The 17,547-nt window shown below is 59.9% G+C and carries 17 protein-coding genes and 1 pseudogene; 6 read left to right on the top strand and 12 right to left on the bottom strand.

Translation table 11 applies throughout. The features are described 5' to 3' along the window. Window position 1: 1 nt before the first annotated feature. The 5 genes from ilvC to GRS80_RS11870 form a co-directional block, all read right to left on the bottom strand. A complete protein-coding gene (gene ilvC / locus GRS80_RS11890) occupies window positions 2-1,060 on the bottom strand; it encodes a ketol-acid reductoisomerase (protein WP_160047729.1) in 1,059 nt (352 codons plus the stop codon). Then, window positions 1,053-1,730, bottom strand: coding sequence for an acetolactate synthase small subunit (gene ilvN / locus GRS80_RS11885; RefSeq protein ID WP_149083098.1), 678 nt, complete (start codon window positions 1,728-1,730; stop codon window positions 1,053-1,055). Before ilvN ends, ilvC begins: the two co-directional genes overlap by 8 nt. Beyond that, entirely contained in the window at window positions 1,727-3,550 is a 1,824-nt protein-coding gene (gene ilvB, locus GRS80_RS11880) for a biosynthetic-type acetolactate synthase large subunit (RefSeq protein WP_160047728.1), read from the bottom strand. The genes ilvN and ilvB overlap by 4 nt, the downstream gene beginning before the upstream one ends. A gap of 320 nt (window positions 3,551-3,870) precedes the next feature. Further along, complete coding sequence (locus GRS80_RS11875) at window positions 3,871-5,079, bottom strand: 2-isopropylmalate synthase (RefSeq protein ID WP_160047814.1); 1,209 nt, start codon at window positions 5,077-5,079, stop codon at window positions 3,871-3,873. Between the two features lie 367 nt (window positions 5,080-5,446). Next, the gene (locus GRS80_RS11870) at window positions 5,447-6,040 is read right to left on the bottom strand and encodes an AsnC family transcriptional regulator (protein WP_160047727.1); all 594 of its coding nucleotides are present in this window, start codon (window positions 6,038-6,040) and stop codon (window positions 5,447-5,449) included. A gap of 142 nt (window positions 6,041-6,182) precedes the next feature. On the opposite strand from GRS80_RS11870, the gene GRS80_RS11865 reads away from it, so the two are divergent. Both GRS80_RS11865 and GRS80_RS11860 read left to right on the top strand, forming a co-directional pair. Further along, window positions 6,183-6,638: a ferritin-like domain-containing protein gene (locus tag GRS80_RS11865; RefSeq protein WP_160047726.1), complete on the top strand. Its 456-nt coding sequence runs from the start codon at window positions 6,183-6,185 to the stop codon at window positions 6,636-6,638. Window positions 6,639-6,900: 262 nt separating this feature from the next. Next, window positions 6,901-7,194, top strand: coding sequence for a DUF5779 family protein (locus GRS80_RS11860; RefSeq protein WP_149083093.1), 294 nt, complete (start codon window positions 6,901-6,903; stop codon window positions 7,192-7,194). A gap of 32 nt (window positions 7,195-7,226) precedes the next feature. Here the strand turns inward: GRS80_RS11860 and GRS80_RS11855 are convergent, their stop codons facing one another. After that, entirely contained in the window at window positions 7,227-7,910 is a 684-nt protein-coding gene (locus GRS80_RS11855; RefSeq protein WP_160047725.1) for a VOC family protein, read from the bottom strand. A 112-nt stretch (window positions 7,911-8,022) separates the two neighbouring features. On the opposite strand from GRS80_RS11855, the gene GRS80_RS11850 reads away from it, so the two are divergent. Together GRS80_RS11850 and GRS80_RS11845 are read left to right on the top strand one after the other, a co-directional pair. Further along, the gene (locus tag GRS80_RS11850) at window positions 8,023-8,700 is read left to right on the top strand and encodes a hypothetical protein (RefSeq protein WP_160047724.1); all 678 of its coding nucleotides are present in this window, start codon (window positions 8,023-8,025) and stop codon (window positions 8,698-8,700) included. Window positions 8,701-8,865: 165 nt separating this feature from the next. Further along, a complete protein-coding gene (locus GRS80_RS11845) occupies window positions 8,866-9,288 on the top strand; it encodes a hypothetical protein (RefSeq protein ID WP_149083091.1) in 423 nt (140 codons plus the stop codon). 423 nt (window positions 9,289-9,711) lie between these two features. Here GRS80_RS11845 and GRS80_RS11840 read toward each other — a convergent pair whose 3' ends face one another. Then, complete coding sequence (locus GRS80_RS11840; protein ID WP_141466254.1) at window positions 9,712-9,921, bottom strand: ribbon-helix-helix domain-containing protein; 210 nt, start codon at window positions 9,919-9,921, stop codon at window positions 9,712-9,714. Between the two features lie 98 nt (window positions 9,922-10,019). Between GRS80_RS11840 and GRS80_RS11835 the strand changes: the two genes are divergently transcribed. Next, entirely contained in the window at window positions 10,020-10,349 is a 330-nt protein-coding gene (locus GRS80_RS11835; RefSeq protein ID WP_160047723.1) for a hypothetical protein, read from the top strand. Between the two features lie 6 nt (window positions 10,350-10,355). Here GRS80_RS11835 and aglJ read toward each other — a convergent pair whose 3' ends face one another. From aglJ to GRS80_RS11810, 5 genes are all read right to left on the bottom strand, one after another. Continuing rightward, window positions 10,356-11,369: an S-layer glycoprotein N-glycosyltransferase AglJ gene (aglJ, locus tag GRS80_RS11830; RefSeq protein WP_160047722.1), complete on the bottom strand. Its 1,014-nt coding sequence runs from the start codon at window positions 11,367-11,369 to the stop codon at window positions 10,356-10,358. An 88-nt stretch (window positions 11,370-11,457) separates the two neighbouring features. Next, window positions 11,458-12,765 carry a UDP-glucose 6-dehydrogenase AglM gene (gene aglM, locus GRS80_RS11825; protein WP_160047721.1) on the bottom strand — a complete coding sequence of 436 codons (1,308 nt, stop codon included), beginning with the start codon at window positions 12,763-12,765 and terminating at the stop codon, window positions 11,458-11,460. 39 nt (window positions 12,766-12,804) lie between these two features. Next, window positions 12,805-13,542 carry a UTP--glucose-1-phosphate uridylyltransferase AglF gene (aglF, locus tag GRS80_RS11820; protein WP_160047720.1) on the bottom strand — a complete coding sequence of 246 codons (738 nt, stop codon included), beginning with the start codon at window positions 13,540-13,542 and terminating at the stop codon, window positions 12,805-12,807. A gap of 52 nt (window positions 13,543-13,594) precedes the next feature. After that, window positions 13,595-15,034, bottom strand: coding sequence for an oligosaccharide flippase family protein (locus GRS80_RS11815; RefSeq protein ID WP_160047719.1), 1,440 nt, complete (start codon window positions 15,032-15,034; stop codon window positions 13,595-13,597). Between the two features lie 96 nt (window positions 15,035-15,130). Continuing rightward, entirely contained in the window at window positions 15,131-16,558 is a 1,428-nt protein-coding gene (locus tag GRS80_RS11810; RefSeq protein WP_160047718.1) for a sulfatase, read from the bottom strand. 181 nt (window positions 16,559-16,739) lie between these two features. On the opposite strand from GRS80_RS11810, the pseudogene GRS80_RS11805 reads away from it, so the two are divergent. Then, window positions 16,740-17,541, top strand: a pseudogene (locus GRS80_RS11805) (hypothetical protein). Window positions 17,542-17,547 lie beyond the last annotated feature (6 nt).

Raw genomic sequence — 17,547 nt, 5'->3', positions numbered from 1 at the left:
GTCACTCGTTGGCTTTCACGCGTGTGCGTTCGTCGTCAGATTCGGTCTCCTGTTCACCCTCTTCCCATGCGAACAGCGCACGGAGTCGCTCGCCGACCTCCTCGATTTCGTGGTCCTTCTCGGCCTGGTTGAGCTGGGTGTACACCGGCCGGTTGGCCTGGTTCTCGGCGATCCACTCGGTCGCGAACTCGCCGTTTTGAACCTGCTCGAGGACCTCTTCCATGTTCTCGCGGACGTGGTCGTCGATCACGTCGTCGCCACGGGTGAGGCCGCCGTACTCGGCGGTGTCGGAAACCGAGTCCCACATCGCGCCGAGTCCACCTTCGTACATCAGATCGACGATGAGCTTCATCTCGTTCATGCACTCGAAGTAGGCCATCTCGGGGCTGTAGCCGGCGTCGACCAGCGTCTCGTAGCCGACCTTGATGAGTTCGGCGATACCGCCACAGAGGACGGCCTGCTCGCCGAAGATGTCGGTCTCGGTCTCCTCGCGGAACGTCGTCTCGACGACGCCGGCGCGGGTACAGCCGATCCCCTTGCCGTACGCCAGCGCACGTTCTTTCGCGTCGCCGGTGTCGTCCTGGTAGACCGCGAGCAGTCCCGGCGTTCCCTCGTCGTTCTCGTAGTTGCGCCGAACGAGGTGTCCCGGTGACTTCGGCGCGATCATCGTCACGTCGACGTTCTCGGGCGGCTGGATCTGATTGAAGTGGATGTTGAAGCCGTGGGCGAACTGCAGCGTGTTCCCCTCCTCCAGGTTGGGTTCGATCGCGTTCTCGTAGACCGTCGGCTGGACGGTGTCCGGAACGAGCACCGAGATCACGTCCGCCTGGGCACAGGCTTCCTCGGGCGTCTCGACGGTCAGTCCGTCTTCTTGTGCCGCCGCCCGCGAGGAGGAGTCCTCGCGGAGGCCGACGATCACGTCGACGCCGCTCTCGTGGAGGTTCAGCGCGTGTGCGTGGCCCTGGCTTCCGTAGCCGAGGACGGCTACCGTGGTGTTCGCGAGGTACGATTCGTCGACGTCGTCGTCGTAGTAGATCTCAGTATTGAATTCGTCAGTCATCGGTCTGTGTTTGCGTATAGGTTTGTGCTTGGTTCGCCGTCTCGGCGGACGATACCTCGGTGGCCGACCCGGGGCCGGCCGTCTCGGCAGTGCCGCGGGCGAGCGCCGTCGTTCCGGTCCGAGAGATCTCTCGGATGCCGAACTGACTGAACGTCTCGATCGCAGCGTCGATCTTCTGGCGAGCGCCCGTCACTTCGAACGTCGCTGTTTCCGGACTCGAGTCGACGGTTTTTGCGCCGTACATATCCGCGACGGCGGCGACCTGGTCCGGTCGCTCGGCGTCGACTTTCACGAGCGCAAGCTCTCGGCGCATCGCGTCGGGTGCAAGTTCGCGGACGCTGATAACCGGCACCAGCTTCCGCAGCTGTTTCTTGATCTGGTCGATCCCCGGGTCGGGTTCCTCGACGACCATCGTAATCCGAGCGCGGTCCTCGTCGGTCGTCGGTCCGACGGTGAGGCTCTCGATGTTGAACTGCCGTCTCGAGAACAGCCCCGAAGCCTCGGCGAGCACGCCCGGTTCGTGTTCGACCAGTGCCGAGATGACCGTGCGTCGTGGCTCGTGGGTTGCCTCGACTTCGGGGTCGATGCGGATTCCCTGCTCGTTGCGCCGGCCGGCTGGCGTCGGTCGCTCCTCCGGTGGCGGCCCCTCGAGTCCACGTTTCGGACTCATAGCTGATCCTCCGTCAGGGCGAACTGGCCGTTGTCGCCGCCGCTTGGCACCATCGGGTAGACGTTGGCCTGTGGGTCGATGTGGGCGTCGATCACCGACGGTCCGTCGTAGGCGATAGCCTCGGCGATGGTGTCGGCGACATCGTCGTAGTCGTCGATGCGGTACCCCTGCGCGCCGAACGCTTCGGCGAGCTTGTCGAACTCGGGCATCCAGCCGTAGTCCGATGCGGAGTGGCGTCCTTCGAAGAAGGCGTCCTGCCACTGTCGGACCATGCCAATGTACTCGTTGTTGAGCACGACGACCGTGATGTCTAAGTTCTCGCGGACGGCCACGGAGAGTTCCTGCAGCGTCATCAGGAACGAGCCGTCGCCGTCGATACAGACGACCTCCTGGTCGTCGTCGGCCGCAAACCTGGCCCCGATCGCTGACGGGAGGCCGTACCCCATCGCGCCGAGACCGTGACTCGAGACCCACGTTCGAGGTTCGGTGTAGGTCCAGTACTGGCAGGCCCACATCTGGTGTTGGCCGACACCGGTCGTGACGACCGCGTGGTCGCTCGTAGCCTCGTCTAATGCCTCGACGACGAACTCGGGCCGGACCGGTTCGTCCTTGGGGGCGTCGTAGGCCATCGAGTAGTCGGATTTCCACTGCTGGCACTGGGCGCGCCACTTCGTCGCCTTGGGCGACGAGTCGACGGCCTCGGCCAGTTGGGAAACGACCGTGTCGGCGTCGCCGACCAGCGGGTAGTCGGCGTGGATGTTCTTCGAGATCTCCGCGGGGTCGATGTCGACGTGGATGACCTCCGCGTCGGGGGCGAACGTCTCGATACCGCCGGTCAGGCGGTCGTCGAAGCGCGTCCCCACCGCGATCAGCGTGTCACAGTGGGTGATCGCCATGTTGGCGTAGCCGGTGCCGTGCATCCCCGCCATCTCCATGGCGAGTTCGTGATCCTCGGGGAACGCACCGATCGCCGGCATCGTCGTGATGACCGGAATCTCGTGTTCGATCGCGAACTCCCGGCAGACGTCGGTGGCTTCGCCCTTGATGACGCCGCCGCCGAGTAACATGGCGGGCCGGTCGGCGTTCTCGATCCGTTCGGCCGCCGCCGTGACGATCTCGGGATCGGCCCGTTCTTGGACCTCGTAGGTGTCGGGCACGCGAGGATCGTCGGGTTCGCGGTCGGTTTCGGCGTTCGTAACGTCTTTAGGGAGGTCGACCAGGGTCGGTCCGGGTCGGCCCTCGCGAGCGAGCGCAAACGCCTCGCTGACGTCGCTTCCGACGCGGTCCGGCTCCGACGAGAAGGTGTTGTCCTTCGTCACCGGCGTCGTGACACCGACCGTGTCGGTCTCCTGGAACGCGTCGTTGCCGACGAAGTCGGTCGCGACCTGCCCCGTCAGGGCGACCAGCGGATCCGAATCCATATCGGCGTCCGCGATTCCCGTCACGAGGTTGGTCGCGCCCGGACCCGAGGTGGCGAGACAGATGCCCGGCTCGCCGGAGACGATTCCGTAGGCATCGGCCGCGTGGGCCGCACCCTGTTCGTGGGCCATCGTCACGTGGTAGATCTCGGAGTCGTAGAGGGCGTCGTAGACGGGCATGATCGCGCCGCCCTGGACGCCGAAGGCGTACTCGACGCCCGCGTTCTCGAGTGCGCGGACGACGGCTTCCGCACCCGTCGTGACGGGCGTCGGAGTCGGTTCCGTGGTCGCATCGGAGTCGTGTTCGTCTGCGTCGTCGGCCGTCGACTCGTGTTCGTCGTGCTGTTCGTCGGGTTGGTGTTGTTCTTCTGGTTGTGTGACCGGTGAAGCGCGTTCGCTCATCGATTATCTCCCGCCGCTGTGCGGCGATCCGTTGGTTTCGGTTGTGCGTGTGCTGTCATTTGTTGTCTGCGTCGTCGCTTCGAAAACGGTGCGGACCTGAAACCGGAACGACGGAGTAAGAGTGAAGGGGCTAGACCGCCCCTACAATACGAATCGGAGCGAGCGCGCTGGTGCCGACCGTGCGAACGGGCTGGCGAGCGCGTCGGGTCATCGTTATTACTGTAGTAATGCCGAGGTTGATAACTGTTGTGAGTCTCTCCGCGCGGATTTGAACGCTGTAGCCGGCGCTCGCGAACGGTGGCAAACGGGGAGGCCATCCCTTAGATGCGCACCTCCTCCTGGCCCTGCCGGCGTTCGACGCCGGCCTCTTCGGCAAAGCGCTCTAAGTCGTCGACCGTAACCCGGCGCTTTTCCGCCCCGTAATCTTTGACTCGGCGGGTTACCGCTCGAACTTCCTCGTCGGTCGGATCGAATCCACACTCGAGAAGTCGTTCCCGGACCGAGTGGGTGCCGGTGTGTTTCCCCATGACGAGTCGGCGTTCGGCACCGACCATCTCCGGGGTCATGACGCCGGGTTCGAAGGTGTCGGAGTTTTCGATGACGCCGGCGGCGTGAATGCCGCTCTCGTGGGAGAAGGCGTTGTCACCGACGATGGGTTTGTTGCCCGGCGTCGGCATCCCGCTTTTCTCCTCGACGACCTCCGAGAGTTCGATGATACGCGTCGTGTCGATCCCAGTATCACACTGGTAGAGCGATTCGACGGACATCACGAACTCCTCGTAGGCGGCGTTGCCCGCGCGTTCGCCGATCGAGTTGACTGACACCTGCGCTTGGTCGGCACCCGCTTCGATGCCGGCCAGCGCGTTCGCGGTGGCCAGCCCGAAGTCGTCGTGGGTGTGGACGTCGATCCGGGCGTCGGTGCGAGCACTGACCTTCTCGATCATCGCCCGGAACCGACCCGGCGTGGCGACGCCACAGGTGTCGGGAATGTTGATCCAGTCGGTTCCTGCCTCGGTGACCTCCTCGATCACTTCCATCAGGAACTGTTCGTCGGTTCGCGTCGCGTCCATCGGCGAGAACATACAGATCGCTCCCGCGTCTTTGATGCGTTCGACCGACTCGACTGCGCGCTGTACGACCTCGTCTCGCGTCGCGTGCATCGAATCCTCGATCTGGACGTCGCTGGTACTCACGAACGTGTGTACCATCTCGACGCCGGAGTTGAGTGCCGCCTCGATGTCTTTGTCGACGACGCGGGCTAACCCGCAGGTCGTCGTCGACGTCGAGGATGCGATGTCACGAACGGCTTCGAACTCCGCGTCGGAGTTGACCGGGAAACCCGCCTCTATGACGTGGGTTCCCATCTCGTCCAGAATCGCGGCGATCTGCCGTTTGTCGTCGTACGAGAACGACGTTCCGGGCGACTGCTCGCCGTCCCGGAGGGTGGTATCGAAGACACGTGCTGACTCTATTTCGTCAGTGGAATCTAACGTGCCCTGGAAGAACTCGACCCCCCTGACTGGGATCAGAGGATGAGCTGTCTTGTGAAGACATTGTATCCGATTCGAGGCGCGACGACGTATATAAAACTACCGCTGTTTCGACCGTCTAGTGCCGTGATATGCCACCGCACGGAGACACACGCACTCAAAAATCGCAGTACATCAACGACCTTATATAATTCATATCCCCTAGTATCATATCCGCCCACTACCGGTTCTCCATTGCATCGATCTCTCTCGAGGATATTATTCGGCCGGTGAGTGGTCGAAACGCGCCCCGGTTCGTCGGCGCGCGCTCGCGACTGGACGGGCGGTCAGCCCCAACTTCTTCTCGGGCTAGTGTATTTCCGAACGTCCAATTCTCACTCTATATAGTGGGTGATCGGCCACTAATTCACTCGAGTGCGTCGCGGTGGGTTTCGTACTGGGTGACGTACCGATCCTCGCAGGACGGACAACAGAACGTCTTGAGTTCGCCACCGACCGTCGCCGTGACGCCGTCGTCGACGATTTCCTTTCCGCAGACGACACACTCGAGTCCGAACCCGGTTGCCGAGAGGCCGATCGTTCGGTCCGATCGTGCGAGCACCGTAACGTCGTAGCTCCGGACGAGTTCGAGGTTCAGTCCGGACTCGAGCCACGAGCGAACGTTCGTATTCGGGAGAGTCGCGTGGACGACGATGCGTCCGTCGACTCCCTCGAAGATGCCTTCGATCCCCTCGAGGTCCGTCGCCGCGGCGTAGACGTCGTCGACGGCCGTCGGAACGGGATCGAGGTCGACGAGAACGGGGCTCTCACCCCGGAGTTTCTCCCGGTCGACATCGATCGTAAACCCCTGGATGATCCCCTGGTCCTCGAGCCGTGAGATGCGATCGGAGACGGCCGGCGGCGTCAGCCCGACTTGTTCGGCGATCTCCTTGTACGGCCGTCGGGCGTCCTCGGTGAGGAGTTCGAGGATCTCGAGGTCCGTCTCGTCGAGAGTTCTCATGCCGGACAGTTGGAACGCCCGGAGTAAGAGTGTGTCCCGATTCGCGACGGCCGGTGCTGGATCTGACCCCATTCCGGTGGGCTCCGGCTCCCGGTCGCGACGTGTTAGCATTTTATCGCAGGTCGTGGTCGGACATACTGCGATGACGACTGACGAGATCACCGACCTCCTGACGGAGGCGTACGTCGACGAACTCGAGACCGTAATGAACTATCTGACGAACGCAATCGTCTTGGACGGCATCCACGCCGAGGAAGTCAAAGAGAGCCTCGAAGAAGACGTCCAGGAGGAACTCGACCACGCGCGCATGCTCGGCGAGCGCCTGAAGCAACTCGAGGAGTCGCCACCGGGCTCCGAGGCGTTCGAGGCCAGCCAGTCGAGCCTACAACCGCCCGCGGACACGACTGACGTCCGGTCGGTCATCGACGGCGTTCTCGAGGCCGAAGACGAGGCGATCGAGACCTACCGGGCGCTCGCCGACGCGGCCGACGACGCGAACGATCCGGTCACCGAGGACGTCGCGGTTGGCATCCTCGCCGACGAGGAGGCACACCTCACGGAGTTCCGGGGGTTCAGAAAGGAGTTCCCGACGGATTGATGGGTCTGCTGGCCGTCGGCGACGGTACAACCGCACCTCTCCCCGGGTTAGCCCCGGAGCAATCGGCGAACGGGACGCGGTTGTGCCGGAAGTAATTGACAGCAATCCGTATGATACGGACCGCGATGAGTCGGTACCGGTCGATCGCACGCCGGTCTGCGATCGCCGGCAATCAGTCATCGCAGACCGTATGAGTCCCCCCACGAGTGCGTCGAGGGTGGACAGAGGAACGTTTTTGCCACCGCGCTTCGAGACAGCCTGTATGAGCGATTTCGACCTCGACCTCCGGACGGTCGAGGAACACATCGACGACGAACTCGAGATCGAGGGAAGCATCGTCCTCGGCGTTCTCGACGGGACGACCTCCGACGACGAGTGGCTCGAGACGATCTCGAAGGGGAACGTGCTGATGCTGTGTGTCGACGGCGACGTCAACGAACTGGCAGCCGGCTTCGCACGAGACGTCAGGGAATCGGGCGGCAACCTCGTTCACTTCCGCGGATTTCTTCTCGTGACCCCGCCCGGCGTCGACGTCGACACCGAGCGACTCTCTTGATCCCGCTCGGTACCCATCACGGTTCGAGGTCGTCAAGAGTGGACGGTGAGAACGTGACCGTCGGGGTCACGAACGACGACGCGGTCGTCGGCCTCGGCGTCGACCGACCGGACGCGGTCGGAAACGGCCTCGAGGACGCGAGCCGGGTCGTCGGCCTCGAATCCCAGGTCGACGTGGACCCCGCCGCGGGCGTCGGCGAGACCGAGGTGGGGCTCCCAGAGTTCGAGTGCCATCGGTCCGTTCATCCGAACGCGTCGACGATCGTCCCCGACGTCCGCCGTCTCGAAGCCCAAGTCGGCGTAGAACCGTTCGGACCGTTCGAGGTCTTCTACCTCGAGGACGACCTCGAAGATACCGTCGATTCCCGGTCCAGCGACGCGTTGCTGGCCGAGTTCGACGCAGTTGCCGTCGGGGTCGTAGAGGTACACCGACGTCGCGGAGCCGAACTGGTGTTCCGTCAGATCGGCCGTCTCACCGAGTCGATCCACCCAGCCGTCGTACTCGTCGTACGGAATCGAGAACGCGTAGTGGGTGTGGAGTCCGCCGCGAGGATAGCTCTCCGGTCGCCGACAGACGAGATCAGTCTCGCCCGCCGCGAAGACGATCTCGCGATCACAGCGCGAGCGGACGTCCATCCCCAGCGTCTCGGCGTAGAACTCCCGTGCCTGCTCGAGGTACTTGACCTCGAGGGCGAGCCAGGCGAGTCGGGTGAGCATACCGACGGCTACTCGCGGTGTCATCATAGAAGCGTCGCCCACCGAGGGCGTCGGTGGGCCAACGGGCCTCCGTGTCGTACGTTTATACCGCGACGGTCCGTACCACGCACGTATGGCGTTTCGCGTCGACGAGCGGGCGACGGATTTCCAGGAGATCGATCGATACGACGGCGGCGTCGGCTGGATCGCCCATCCCGACGAGCAGATGGAACGTGCGAGCCACGCCCTCGAGGTCGACGGCGGGCTCTGGCTCGTCGATCCGGTCGACGCGGACGGGCTGGACGAGTTCCTCGCAGAGCTCGGCCCGGTCGCGGGCGTCGTCGTCGTGCTTGACCGACACAAACGCGACGCCGCATCGATCGCGAACCGTCACGGCGTCCCGGTCTACCTCCCGCGCTGGTTCGAGGGCGTCTCCGAGGAAATCGACGCCCCGGTCGCCCGATTTACCGACGAGATTTCGGACACCGGGATTCGGGCGTACACGCTCGTCGACAACCGATTCTGGCAGGAAGCCGCTCTCTACGATCCGACCGACGACACGCTCGTCGTTCCCGAATCGGTGGGAACCGCCGAGTACTTCCTGGCTGGCAACGAACGACTCGGCGTCCACCCGATGCGCAGACTCTCCCCGCCACAGGAAAGCCTCGGCGGGTTCGAGCCCGACAGAATCCTCGTCGGACACGGAACCGGCATCACCGATTACGTGACGTCGACACTCGAGCACGCGCTCTCCGGTGCTCGACGTCGAGCGCCCCGACTCTACGCGAAGGCGATATGGAACCTGCTGTAAGGCAGCCGTTCGTTCTGTCGTCCGCTCACATACGGGCGGACGAAGTCGTTCCATCGGAAACGTACACGGGATCAGCACCACACTGGAACGAGCGACGCCTCCGAACGAACGGCTGGCCCGGATCTTCGGGCATACAGCTAACTGTGAGCCGATCTTAGAGGGCGTATGGTCTACATCACGCGTGCGCTCGTCGACGTTCTCCTCGACCTGGCCAGCGACGCCGACCCGGATCGCGTGACGACCGGCGTCTCGGTAACGCCCGCCGGAGAACTCGAGGGGGCCGGCGGGGTACCACCCGAGACGCCCGTCTTCACCGACTTCTTCCTTCCCGATCCCGGGAACTCCGTCAACGCCGTCTTCGGCGTCGACCTGTCGACGCCGGCACGGCAGGCACAGGGTCAGTTCGTCTCACACCCTCTCCGGGAACTCGAGGTGACGAAACGAGACGATCTCGCACAGGTGATCTTCGTCGCCGTCCCGCCGTGGACGACCGACGACGATTCCTTTGGGGCGTTCGACCGCAACGGCGACCGCAAACCCCTGGAGATCATCGACGCACACCCACCCGAACAGTCGTTGTCCGACTGAGGTCGGCGAACGAACATCGGCCGACTCACCGTTCACCTAACTCTCTGTCCATCCACTTCCCCGTTCACGCGACTCTCACACCTACCTCCCCGTTCACGCGACTCTCGGTTCACCCGCCTCTCTCGACACGTGCCGTTCCAGTACCGGCTTCGGCGGCTCGCTCCCGCAGCAACCGCCGAACTCGAAAAACGACGAATCGGTGCGTGTTAGCTACTCGACGGGGTCGGAAAGCCCCCGTCGATGATTCGGTCGACGATTCCTCGGCTCGGCCGATCGTCCTCCTCGTCACCGTCGTCCGACGGGAAGCTCGGAACGTGTGGCATGACGTTCGACCTCCGTCACCGGCTACGGTCTCGAGGCGGAAAATAGCTACGTCGGCTCCCCCCAGGCGCGCGTGATCGGTTTCGAACGGCCCGTCACCGATCACTCGAGGTAGCCCAGCCCCCTGAGCTGCTCGGTGATCTCCTCGAACTCCGCCTCCGTGAGCTCACCCTGTTTCTGATGTTGGATGACGATGCTCCGAAGGAGAAACCTGACGAGATCGCTGGTGCTCTGAAAACTCGTCCCTTCGATCGTCTCGTCGACGCGCTCGGCTAAGTCCTTCGGAATCGAGACCGTGGTGTACTCGGTCATATACGGTACTCCGTCGCAGGACCCAAATGCGTATCGACAGCCGCGACACACCGTCGTGGTTCGTAGCGATTTTCATATCGGGGCCCGAATCGGACTGTATGGGTGTTCGGCCACCATCGAGCGGCGACGACGAGGAACCCGAGAGTATCGAGTTCGGTATCGCGGCTGTCGACGCACGCCTGAAGAGGTCCGACCTCTCCTTTCCGGCGACGAGAGACGACGTCGACGCGGAACTCGGCCACGAGCGGATTCCGTACAACGTCCACGGCCACGACGTCGCACTCGGCGAGATGCTCGCCGAGATCGAGACGGACGAGTTTCGCTCCCGTCAAGAGCTACTGAACGAACTCCACCATCCGTTCGAGGCGTACCGCAAGGAACACTCCGGCGGCGTCATCCAGCAGGTTCGATCGATGCTTCCGTTCTGAGTAGCCTCACTTCTCGTCCCGCTCGCGGGCCTCTCGGGTGATCTGCTCGAGGCGACGGCGCTGTTCTCGATGCAACGTGACGAGCATATCAGAGAGCACCCCGAACATGAGCAACTGGACGCCAAGAAGGATGGCAGCCGCGGACGCCAGCGCCAGAATTTCGTGGCCCACACCGTATTGGACCCACCGCCAGAGGACGTACGCCCCGAGGAGTCCACCGGCGGCGATTCCGGAGACACCGAGACTGCCGAAGTAAAACAGCGGGTTGTTCGTCTTCGCGAGCGAGTACAGCGCCAGGATGATCGTCCCGCCGTCTGTGATCGGGTGAAGGTTCGTCTCCGATTCCTCCGGCCGGGCGCTGTAGCTGACCGGAACGACCGTCGTGTCGACGCCGTGTTTCACACACTCGACGGCGAGTTCCGTCTCGATCGTAAACCCGTCCGAATCCAGCGAGAGTCGTTCGAACGACTCCGTCGTAAACGCTCGATACCCCGAGAGAATGTCGTCGTAGTCCGCCCCGTGGATAAACCGGAACGAGCGATTGATCAGCCGGTTGCCGAAGCCGTTCAACGCACGCATCGCGTCGTCGTCCATGTCGGCGAACCGATTCCCGATCACGTGCTCGTATCCACGAGAGAGGGGCTCGAGCATCCGTTCGGCGTCGGCTGGATCGTACGTTCCGTCGCCGTCGAGCATCAACACGTACGGGACGTCGATGTACTCGAGGGCTTCCCGGACCGCCTGTCCCTTCCCGTCGCCGGACTGGACGAACACCTGTGCGCCACGATCGCTCGCGATTTCGCGGGTGTCGTCGCTCGAATCACCGTCGACGACGACGACGTTCGTATAGCCGTGCTCGTAGAACCCGTCGATCACGTCACCGATCGTGGCCGCCTCGTCGAGCGTCGGGATGAGGACACAGACCTCCTCAGGCGAGATCTCGCGCGTCCTCGACTCGCTCATAGTGAGGACCTCCCCGCCGCGCTCGAGCGATTCCACGCGGCTCCCGTCATTCTCCATCGCCAGCCACTCGTTGGCGGGAGCGCAAAAGCGTACTGATACGTATATTCACAAGTTACCACGCGTTACATCGAATCCGTCGCCGGCCTCACCAGGTCAGTCCCTCGTACACCTCGAGTTCTTCCTCGTCGACGTCGATCCGCCGACCGTCGACGACGACCCGACGTGCCATCCCGTCGAACGAGAGGTCGTCGAACGCCGGCCAGTCGGTCGCGACCACCGCGCCGTCGGCACCGGAGAGCGCATCCTCGGCCGAGTCGGCGTACTCGACCTCGAGGTCGGGGTGGCGTTCGCGGACGGTCCCGATCGCGACCGGATCGTACGCGACTGGCGTCGCGTCTTGTGCACGGAGGTGAGCGATCACATCGAGTGCCCGAGACTTCCGGACGTCGTCCGTTCCCGGTTTGAACGCCAATCCGAGGACCGCGACGCGGGCACCCTCGAGGTCGACGTGATCGGCGAGCAACTCGACGAGCCGACGGGGCTGGGCGTCGTTGACGGCGACGACCGCATCGAGCAGTTCCGGTTCGTACCCCTGTTCGCGCGCGCCAGCCCGGAGCGCGTCGACGTCCTTCGGGAAACACGAGCCACCCCACCCAAGCCCCGAACGCATGAAGCGTTCGGAGATTCGATCGTCGAGGCCGACCGCCTCGAGCACCTCGTAGGCGTCAGCGCCGTACTCCTTGGCGACGTTGCCCAGTTCGTTGACCAGCGACACCTTCGCCGCGAGGAAGGCGTTGTTCGCGTACTTGATGAGTTCGGCCTCGCGAACGTCGGTCTCGACGAGGGTCGTCTCCTCCCGTCCGAGGATCGGCGCGTAGAGCTCTTGGAGCGTCGCCGCCGCCCGCTCGCTCGTCGCGCCGACGACGACCTTGTCCGGCTCGAGGAAGTCCTCGACCGCCGTCCCCATCCGGAGGAACTCCGGGTTCATCGCGAGGCCGATCTCCTCACCGATTCGGGTTCCGGTTTCGGCCTCGAGAATCGGCCCGACGACGTTCTCGGTCGTTCCCGGAAGAACCGTACTCTTGACGACGACGAGATGGTTCCCGTCTTCGGTTTCGAGCTTCTCGGCGAGCGCCTCGCCGAGCATCTCCGTCCCGGCGCGCATCGGGGCTAACTCGAGGCTGCCGTCGTCGGCCTGTGGCGTCGGCAGACAGAGGAGGGTGAGATCGGTCTCCCGGACGGCCGTGTACTCCGTCGTGGCCCTGAGTCGGCTCCCCGCGTGCTCGGCGATCCGCTCTGCGAGTCCCGGCTCGTGAATCGGCGCTTCCCCCGCGTTGATCGTCTCGACGACGCCCTCGTCGATTTCGACGTTGACGACGTGGTGTCCGAGATCCGCGAGACAGGCCGCGACCGTCGACCCGACGTAGCCGCTGCCGACGATAGAGACGTTCATACTGGAGAGACGACGGGCGAGTGTTAGTCGTTTTTGGGTTCACTCCGCAGGTGACGCTTCCGTCAGAGTCTGCTCGAGGCGCTCCTCGGCCCGCTCTCTGTCCTCCGGATAGCCGACGTCGATACGCCAGCCGTCCATACGGATCGCGTCGATCGTCCTCCCGGATTGGATAAGGAGATCGATCGCGTCGGGGAGTTCGTACTCGCCGCGGTCGCTCGGTTGGACGAGGTGACAGGCGTGGAAGATCGCCGGCGTGAAGGTATAGAAGCCGGTCATGACCAGGTTCGAGGGTGGATCGTCGGGTTTCTCCATCACCTCGACGATCTCGCCGTACTCGTTGGTGTCGAGCACGCCGTACCGAGAGGCTTCCTCGTAGGGAACTTCCTCGACGAGGAAGGCCGCATCGGCGCGATCCTCCTGCTGGCGGTTGATCACGTCGCCGAGGTTCGCCCGGAAGACGTTGTCCCCGAGCATCAACACGAAGTCGTCGTCGACGTGTGGCTCGGCCTGGAGGATGGCGTGGGCCAGCCCCAACTGCTCGCGCTGGTGGGTGTAGGTGATCGGAACGCCCTCGTAGGCGTCGCCGTAGCGTTCGATGATCTGTTCTTTCCGGTAGCCGACGACGACGATGAACTCGGTCGCGCCGATCTCGAGGAGATTGTCGAAGACGTCCTCGAGGAGGGGCTTGCCGTCGACCTCGACGAGAACTTTCGGCTTGTCTTCGGTCAGCGGCCGGAGGCGAGTGCCCTTGCCCGCGGCCAGGACGACTGCTTGCATGTTCCGATGGTTTCGGGCGGAGGGCATATACCTTGTGAGGGGATCCGACCGGTCAAATGCGCTGTGGGATATCGAACGGGAGATTGTTAGCGACGGTGGTTCGGAACGTACTCGAGATGCCGAGCAACACGAGGAAGTAGATCGCTGCACCGAGACCAACCAGAATAACAACGAACACGGAATTATATTCTGTGATCCAGTATGACTCACTGTAACGACGAACACCATGGACGACCAGTCCCATGGCGAGGGCAGCCCCTATTTGTTGACTTATTTCCTTGATAGGAATGTTAAAATTGATGTTAGAACTAGTGTAATAGTATGCAAAGATGAGACCGATCATGGCGGAGATAGCGGTAGCAATTGCGGCACCTAACCAACTGAACTGCCAAACCAATACGACATTGAGCACGACGTTCGACACAATAAATACCAAGTTGGATCGAAATGCGAGATCAGGCCGGTTGATCGCGTTAAGCGTATTCAACAACTGTTTGTTGTAGGTGTAAATAGTCAGAGCAATGATGAGAATCACGAGAATTTCTGTTCCGGCCACAAATCCATCCCCATATATATACAAAAGCCGATCACCGATTACGACTGCTCCGATGGAACCGGGAATAAGAAGTAAGCCAGCATAGATTATCGAATCCTCAACGAGCGATGACACCGCATCAATATCCTCAGTCGACGCGATTTTGCTCATTTCAGGAAACATCGTTGTACTAATCGCTGTACCAAATATATCCAAAAACTTTGCAATAGAATACGCAACAGAGTAAATTCCAACCAGTCCAGCTGGGACGAACGCGCCTAGGACCAGTATATCAACTGAATCAAACGTTTTTGAGCGAATGCTCCCTAACCATGAGAACTTCGCAAAATCAAAGATATTTCTCATATGTTTGGCTGTCGGTCTAGTGTATCCCGGCCGAAGATACCAGAGTCCGCCAATCGCAACCACCAGACCACCAATCGCATATCCAACAAGCAGACCTACAAGTCCGAATCCAATGATCACCAGAGAAAGCTGTATCACAGTTCGTGAGACTTCTTTCCCAATCGATAGGATTGCGTAGATATGGACGAGATGATGGCCTTTTAAGGCAGCCCTAAAAACAGACATCACAAGTGCTATTATGAAAATTAAAAGGATATATTCAGTCACCGGTTGACCGATATAGTCTTCAATCGTTGCTCGAAATATCACAACTCCAAGAGCGATAACGCCACCTGATATAAATATCATCAAGGCCCCAGCGATTATGTATGCCTCTCGTTCGTCCCCTTCGCTAATTCGTTTCGTAATTGCGTCAGAGAGTCCAACTTTCCCAACAATTGCAATCCATGAAACGACTGCCAGAACAAGAAAATAGTGTCCGAGGATTGTTTCACCGAGCTCGCGTGCAAAGTAAACGGTTGCGAGAAATCCGATTGCGGATCCGAAGAATTTCGACCCAAAGTATAGAATTGATGTTTGTCCGATTCGCATACGTTATCAAATAGCCGTTTGTGTACTTGACGATGGAAACGTCTTCAAATAGTAATTAGTCTTTCCAAATATATCGAAAGTACCTATTGGGATTCATCATAAGTATCCCATATCCTGAAGACGATCTTCTACGCTCTGGGTGAATTCTACTCGTTTTTGATTCGAGTCGGTTGACCAATCTATGTTGTTCCGATCAATTATGTGTGATAGTCTTTCTGCAACTGTCGTGTGTTCGTCAACAATGTTTTGATCTTCATCTGGGAGTTCATATAGAACACGGTTTGCCGAACTCTCTAGATACTTGTACGAGTCCGTTCTCACACTCGTGTGCGCATCCTCAATAAATTGTGACGTGTCCATCTCTGGGTTATGTGATAAATATGCGTCAATATTAGAATTACCCCGTTGACTGATCGCGTATCGACGATCCGAATTTCGCAAATCACGTCCTTCAAATTGCTTAGTCACAGTATCCGTCACAGACGCTATCGTGTATGTAATATCAATATGCTGTGACATCTTGTCAGGGCCATCTGTAATACCTTCAATTCCAACGACTATCATCGGAACTTTGATGAGTCCATCGTGAAGTACAAGATTATGACCAATTACACCTCGCTCTCCGAATAAGTCGCCGTGATCCGCCGTTATGACGATTATCAGATCACGGTCAGAGGCAGAAGCAGCATATTCAACGATTTTTTTTACCGTCTGATCTGCATATCGTATTTCCGCATCATATAGCGTTTTGATTGAGTTCCACTGGCGGTCAGTAAAGTTAACACCGTTCGCGATAGATGATTTAATGCTGGAGGAGCTGTCATAAGTCGATTTAGATAACGAAAGCGCCTCCTCAACACTCATGTCAATCTCATTAACAAAGTGTTCGAGAAATTCTCGCGGGGGATTGTAAACGTGATGTGGTGAGAAGACGTGCGCATACGCAAAAAATGGGTTTTCACCGTTCCAGTGAGTGGACATCCAACGACGAAAATTCCGCCATATGAGATAATTTTTCTCGTCAGATAATTCATCCCGTAGTGTTCCCAGTCGAAACGTTGGGCGGTGAATGAATCTGTGAAAAGCACACCGCCAGCTATCACGAGCGATTGGATCAATCCCAACAAAGTTTGACTTTTCCATCCGCACATATCGAGAATAATCAAATCCTCGATCAAGACCAGTCAATGAACTGAGCCAAGAAACAGACGAAAATAGGGCAGTGTCATATCCATCCTTGCGAAGCAACTCTGCGAGTGTGTCAATGTTCGTTCCAAGTTTCCGTTGATCGCTTGGGTCACGACCGACGTTGTGAGTAGATAAATGGGTTCCTGTGAGCATAGAAGCACTGGAAGCAGGTGTCCACAAGGAAGCGGCAATCCCATTCTGAAGAACAGTTGAATCAGATCGTTCACTTAACTGTTGTAGAAATGGTGTCGTTTCACGGTGGTAGCCGTAGAGAGAAGTATGATCAGCTCGAACGCTTTCAAGTGTTAACCACAGAACGTTCGGTCTTGTTGTCATTATGTCCAATAGATAAGGTGAAGTGAAAAATTGTACGATTTCTCTTCCCAACTATGTACCACAGAATTATCCGTCTTTAGCTAAGCGGAGAGCCACGTGACAACGGCGGCGTATCCAGACATCTTTTCGAGAGGAATGAAGAGGCAGCGACTGTGTACAACGATACCTCCTCACCTCCGATATGCGTCGGCTCACTACACTGTTTCGCTCCGAGTTCCTCGAAGAGCACGCCGAAACTCGGCGTGGTCGAGCGTAACAGAAAAACACAGATGCCCGCACTAGTGTGGTCGTTCGTGTTCGGCTTCGCCGCAGGCGAGAATCGAACACTCGCTAGCTAGCTTTCGGCGCAGTTACGGGATTGGCACGGGCGCGCCATTCCCTTGGAAGGTGAGCAGATCCACGATGTTGTGGATGACCTGCACCGCGGGTACATCGACGTCGAAGTCGAAGTAGCGTTTGACCGACGATCGGACGCGGGCACGCAATCATGCGATAACTAAGCGGTTCCGCGTCGTTGGCGTCCTCCTTGTGGACGCCGACGACTACCACCTGTACATCACGAATCTTCCGAGAGACGAGTTCCTGCCGTCGGATCTAGCGACGTTGTACCGCTATCCGTGGGAGGTAGAGTTGCTGTTACGTGAGTCGAAGACGCAGTACGAACTGTATGAGTTCGACACGAGCAAGAAGCATGTCGTCAAAATTCTGTTGTACGCGGCGTTGCTGTCACTCTGGTAAGTCGTGATTTGCTCGATACGGTCACCGAACAGGCAGACGATGAGATCGTGTTTCCGCCAAAATGCCGGGCGGCGACCTTCCGGTCGCACGCCCAGCTCATCCTCTACGAACTCGGCGACTACCTCGGCTACTTGCCGCCACCGCTGCTCAAACGACTAATCAAAGGTGCACAGAAGATCCACCAGCAACGACCAGTGTTACAAGAGACGCTCGCTACCGCTACACAACCGAGGTGTGAATCTTAGCTAAAG

This window comes from Natrialba sp. INN-245 (assembly GCF_009807105.1).
Classification (GTDB): Archaea; Halobacteriota; Halobacteria; order Halobacteriales; family Natrialbaceae; genus Natrarchaeobius; species Natrarchaeobius swarupiae.
This window is presented reverse-complemented; position numbering and strand designations above follow the sequence as displayed.

Bases quoted from the DNA above. Each gene is read 5' to 3' on its own strand.
- ilvC (WP_160047729.1), bottom strand. From the start codon at position 1,060: ATGACTGACGAATTCAATACTGAGATCTACTACGACGACGACGTCGAC.
- ilvN (WP_149083098.1), bottom strand. From the start codon at position 1,730: ATGAGTCCGAAACGTGGACTCGAGGGGCCGCCACCGGAGGAGCGACCG.
- ilvB (WP_160047728.1), bottom strand. From the start codon at position 3,550: ATGAGCGAACGCGCTTCACCGGTCACACAACCAGAAGAACAACACCAA.
- GRS80_RS11870 (WP_160047727.1), bottom strand. From the start codon at position 6,040: ATGAGAACTCTCGACGAGACGGACCTCGAGATCCTCGAACTCCTCACC.
- GRS80_RS11865 (WP_160047726.1), top strand. From the start codon at position 6,183: ATGACGACTGACGAGATCACCGACCTCCTGACGGAGGCGTACGTCGAC.
- GRS80_RS11860 (WP_149083093.1), top strand. From the start codon at position 6,901: ATGAGCGATTTCGACCTCGACCTCCGGACGGTCGAGGAACACATCGAC.
- GRS80_RS11855 (WP_160047725.1), bottom strand. From the start codon at position 7,910: ATGCTCACCCGACTCGCCTGGCTCGCCCTCGAGGTCAAGTACCTCGAG.
- GRS80_RS11850 (WP_160047724.1), top strand. From the start codon at position 8,023: ATGGCGTTTCGCGTCGACGAGCGGGCGACGGATTTCCAGGAGATCGAT.
- GRS80_RS11845 (WP_149083091.1), top strand. From the start codon at position 8,866: ATGGTCTACATCACGCGTGCGCTCGTCGACGTTCTCCTCGACCTGGCC.
- GRS80_RS11840 (WP_141466254.1), bottom strand. From the start codon at position 9,921: ATGACCGAGTACACCACGGTCTCGATTCCGAAGGACTTAGCCGAGCGC.
- GRS80_RS11835 (WP_160047723.1), top strand. From the start codon at position 10,020: ATGGGTGTTCGGCCACCATCGAGCGGCGACGACGAGGAACCCGAGAGT.
- aglJ (WP_160047722.1), bottom strand. From the start codon at position 11,369: ATGGAGAATGACGGGAGCCGCGTGGAATCGCTCGAGCGCGGCGGGGAG.
- aglM (WP_160047721.1), bottom strand. From the start codon at position 12,765: ATGAACGTCTCTATCGTCGGCAGCGGCTACGTCGGGTCGACGGTCGCG.
- aglF (WP_160047720.1), bottom strand. From the start codon at position 13,542: ATGCAAGCAGTCGTCCTGGCCGCGGGCAAGGGCACTCGCCTCCGGCCG.
- GRS80_RS11815 (WP_160047719.1), bottom strand. From the start codon at position 15,034: ATGCGAATCGGACAAACATCAATTCTATACTTTGGGTCGAAATTCTTC.
- GRS80_RS11810 (WP_160047718.1), bottom strand. From the start codon at position 16,558: ATGACAACAAGACCGAACGTTCTGTGGTTAACACTTGAAAGCGTTCGA.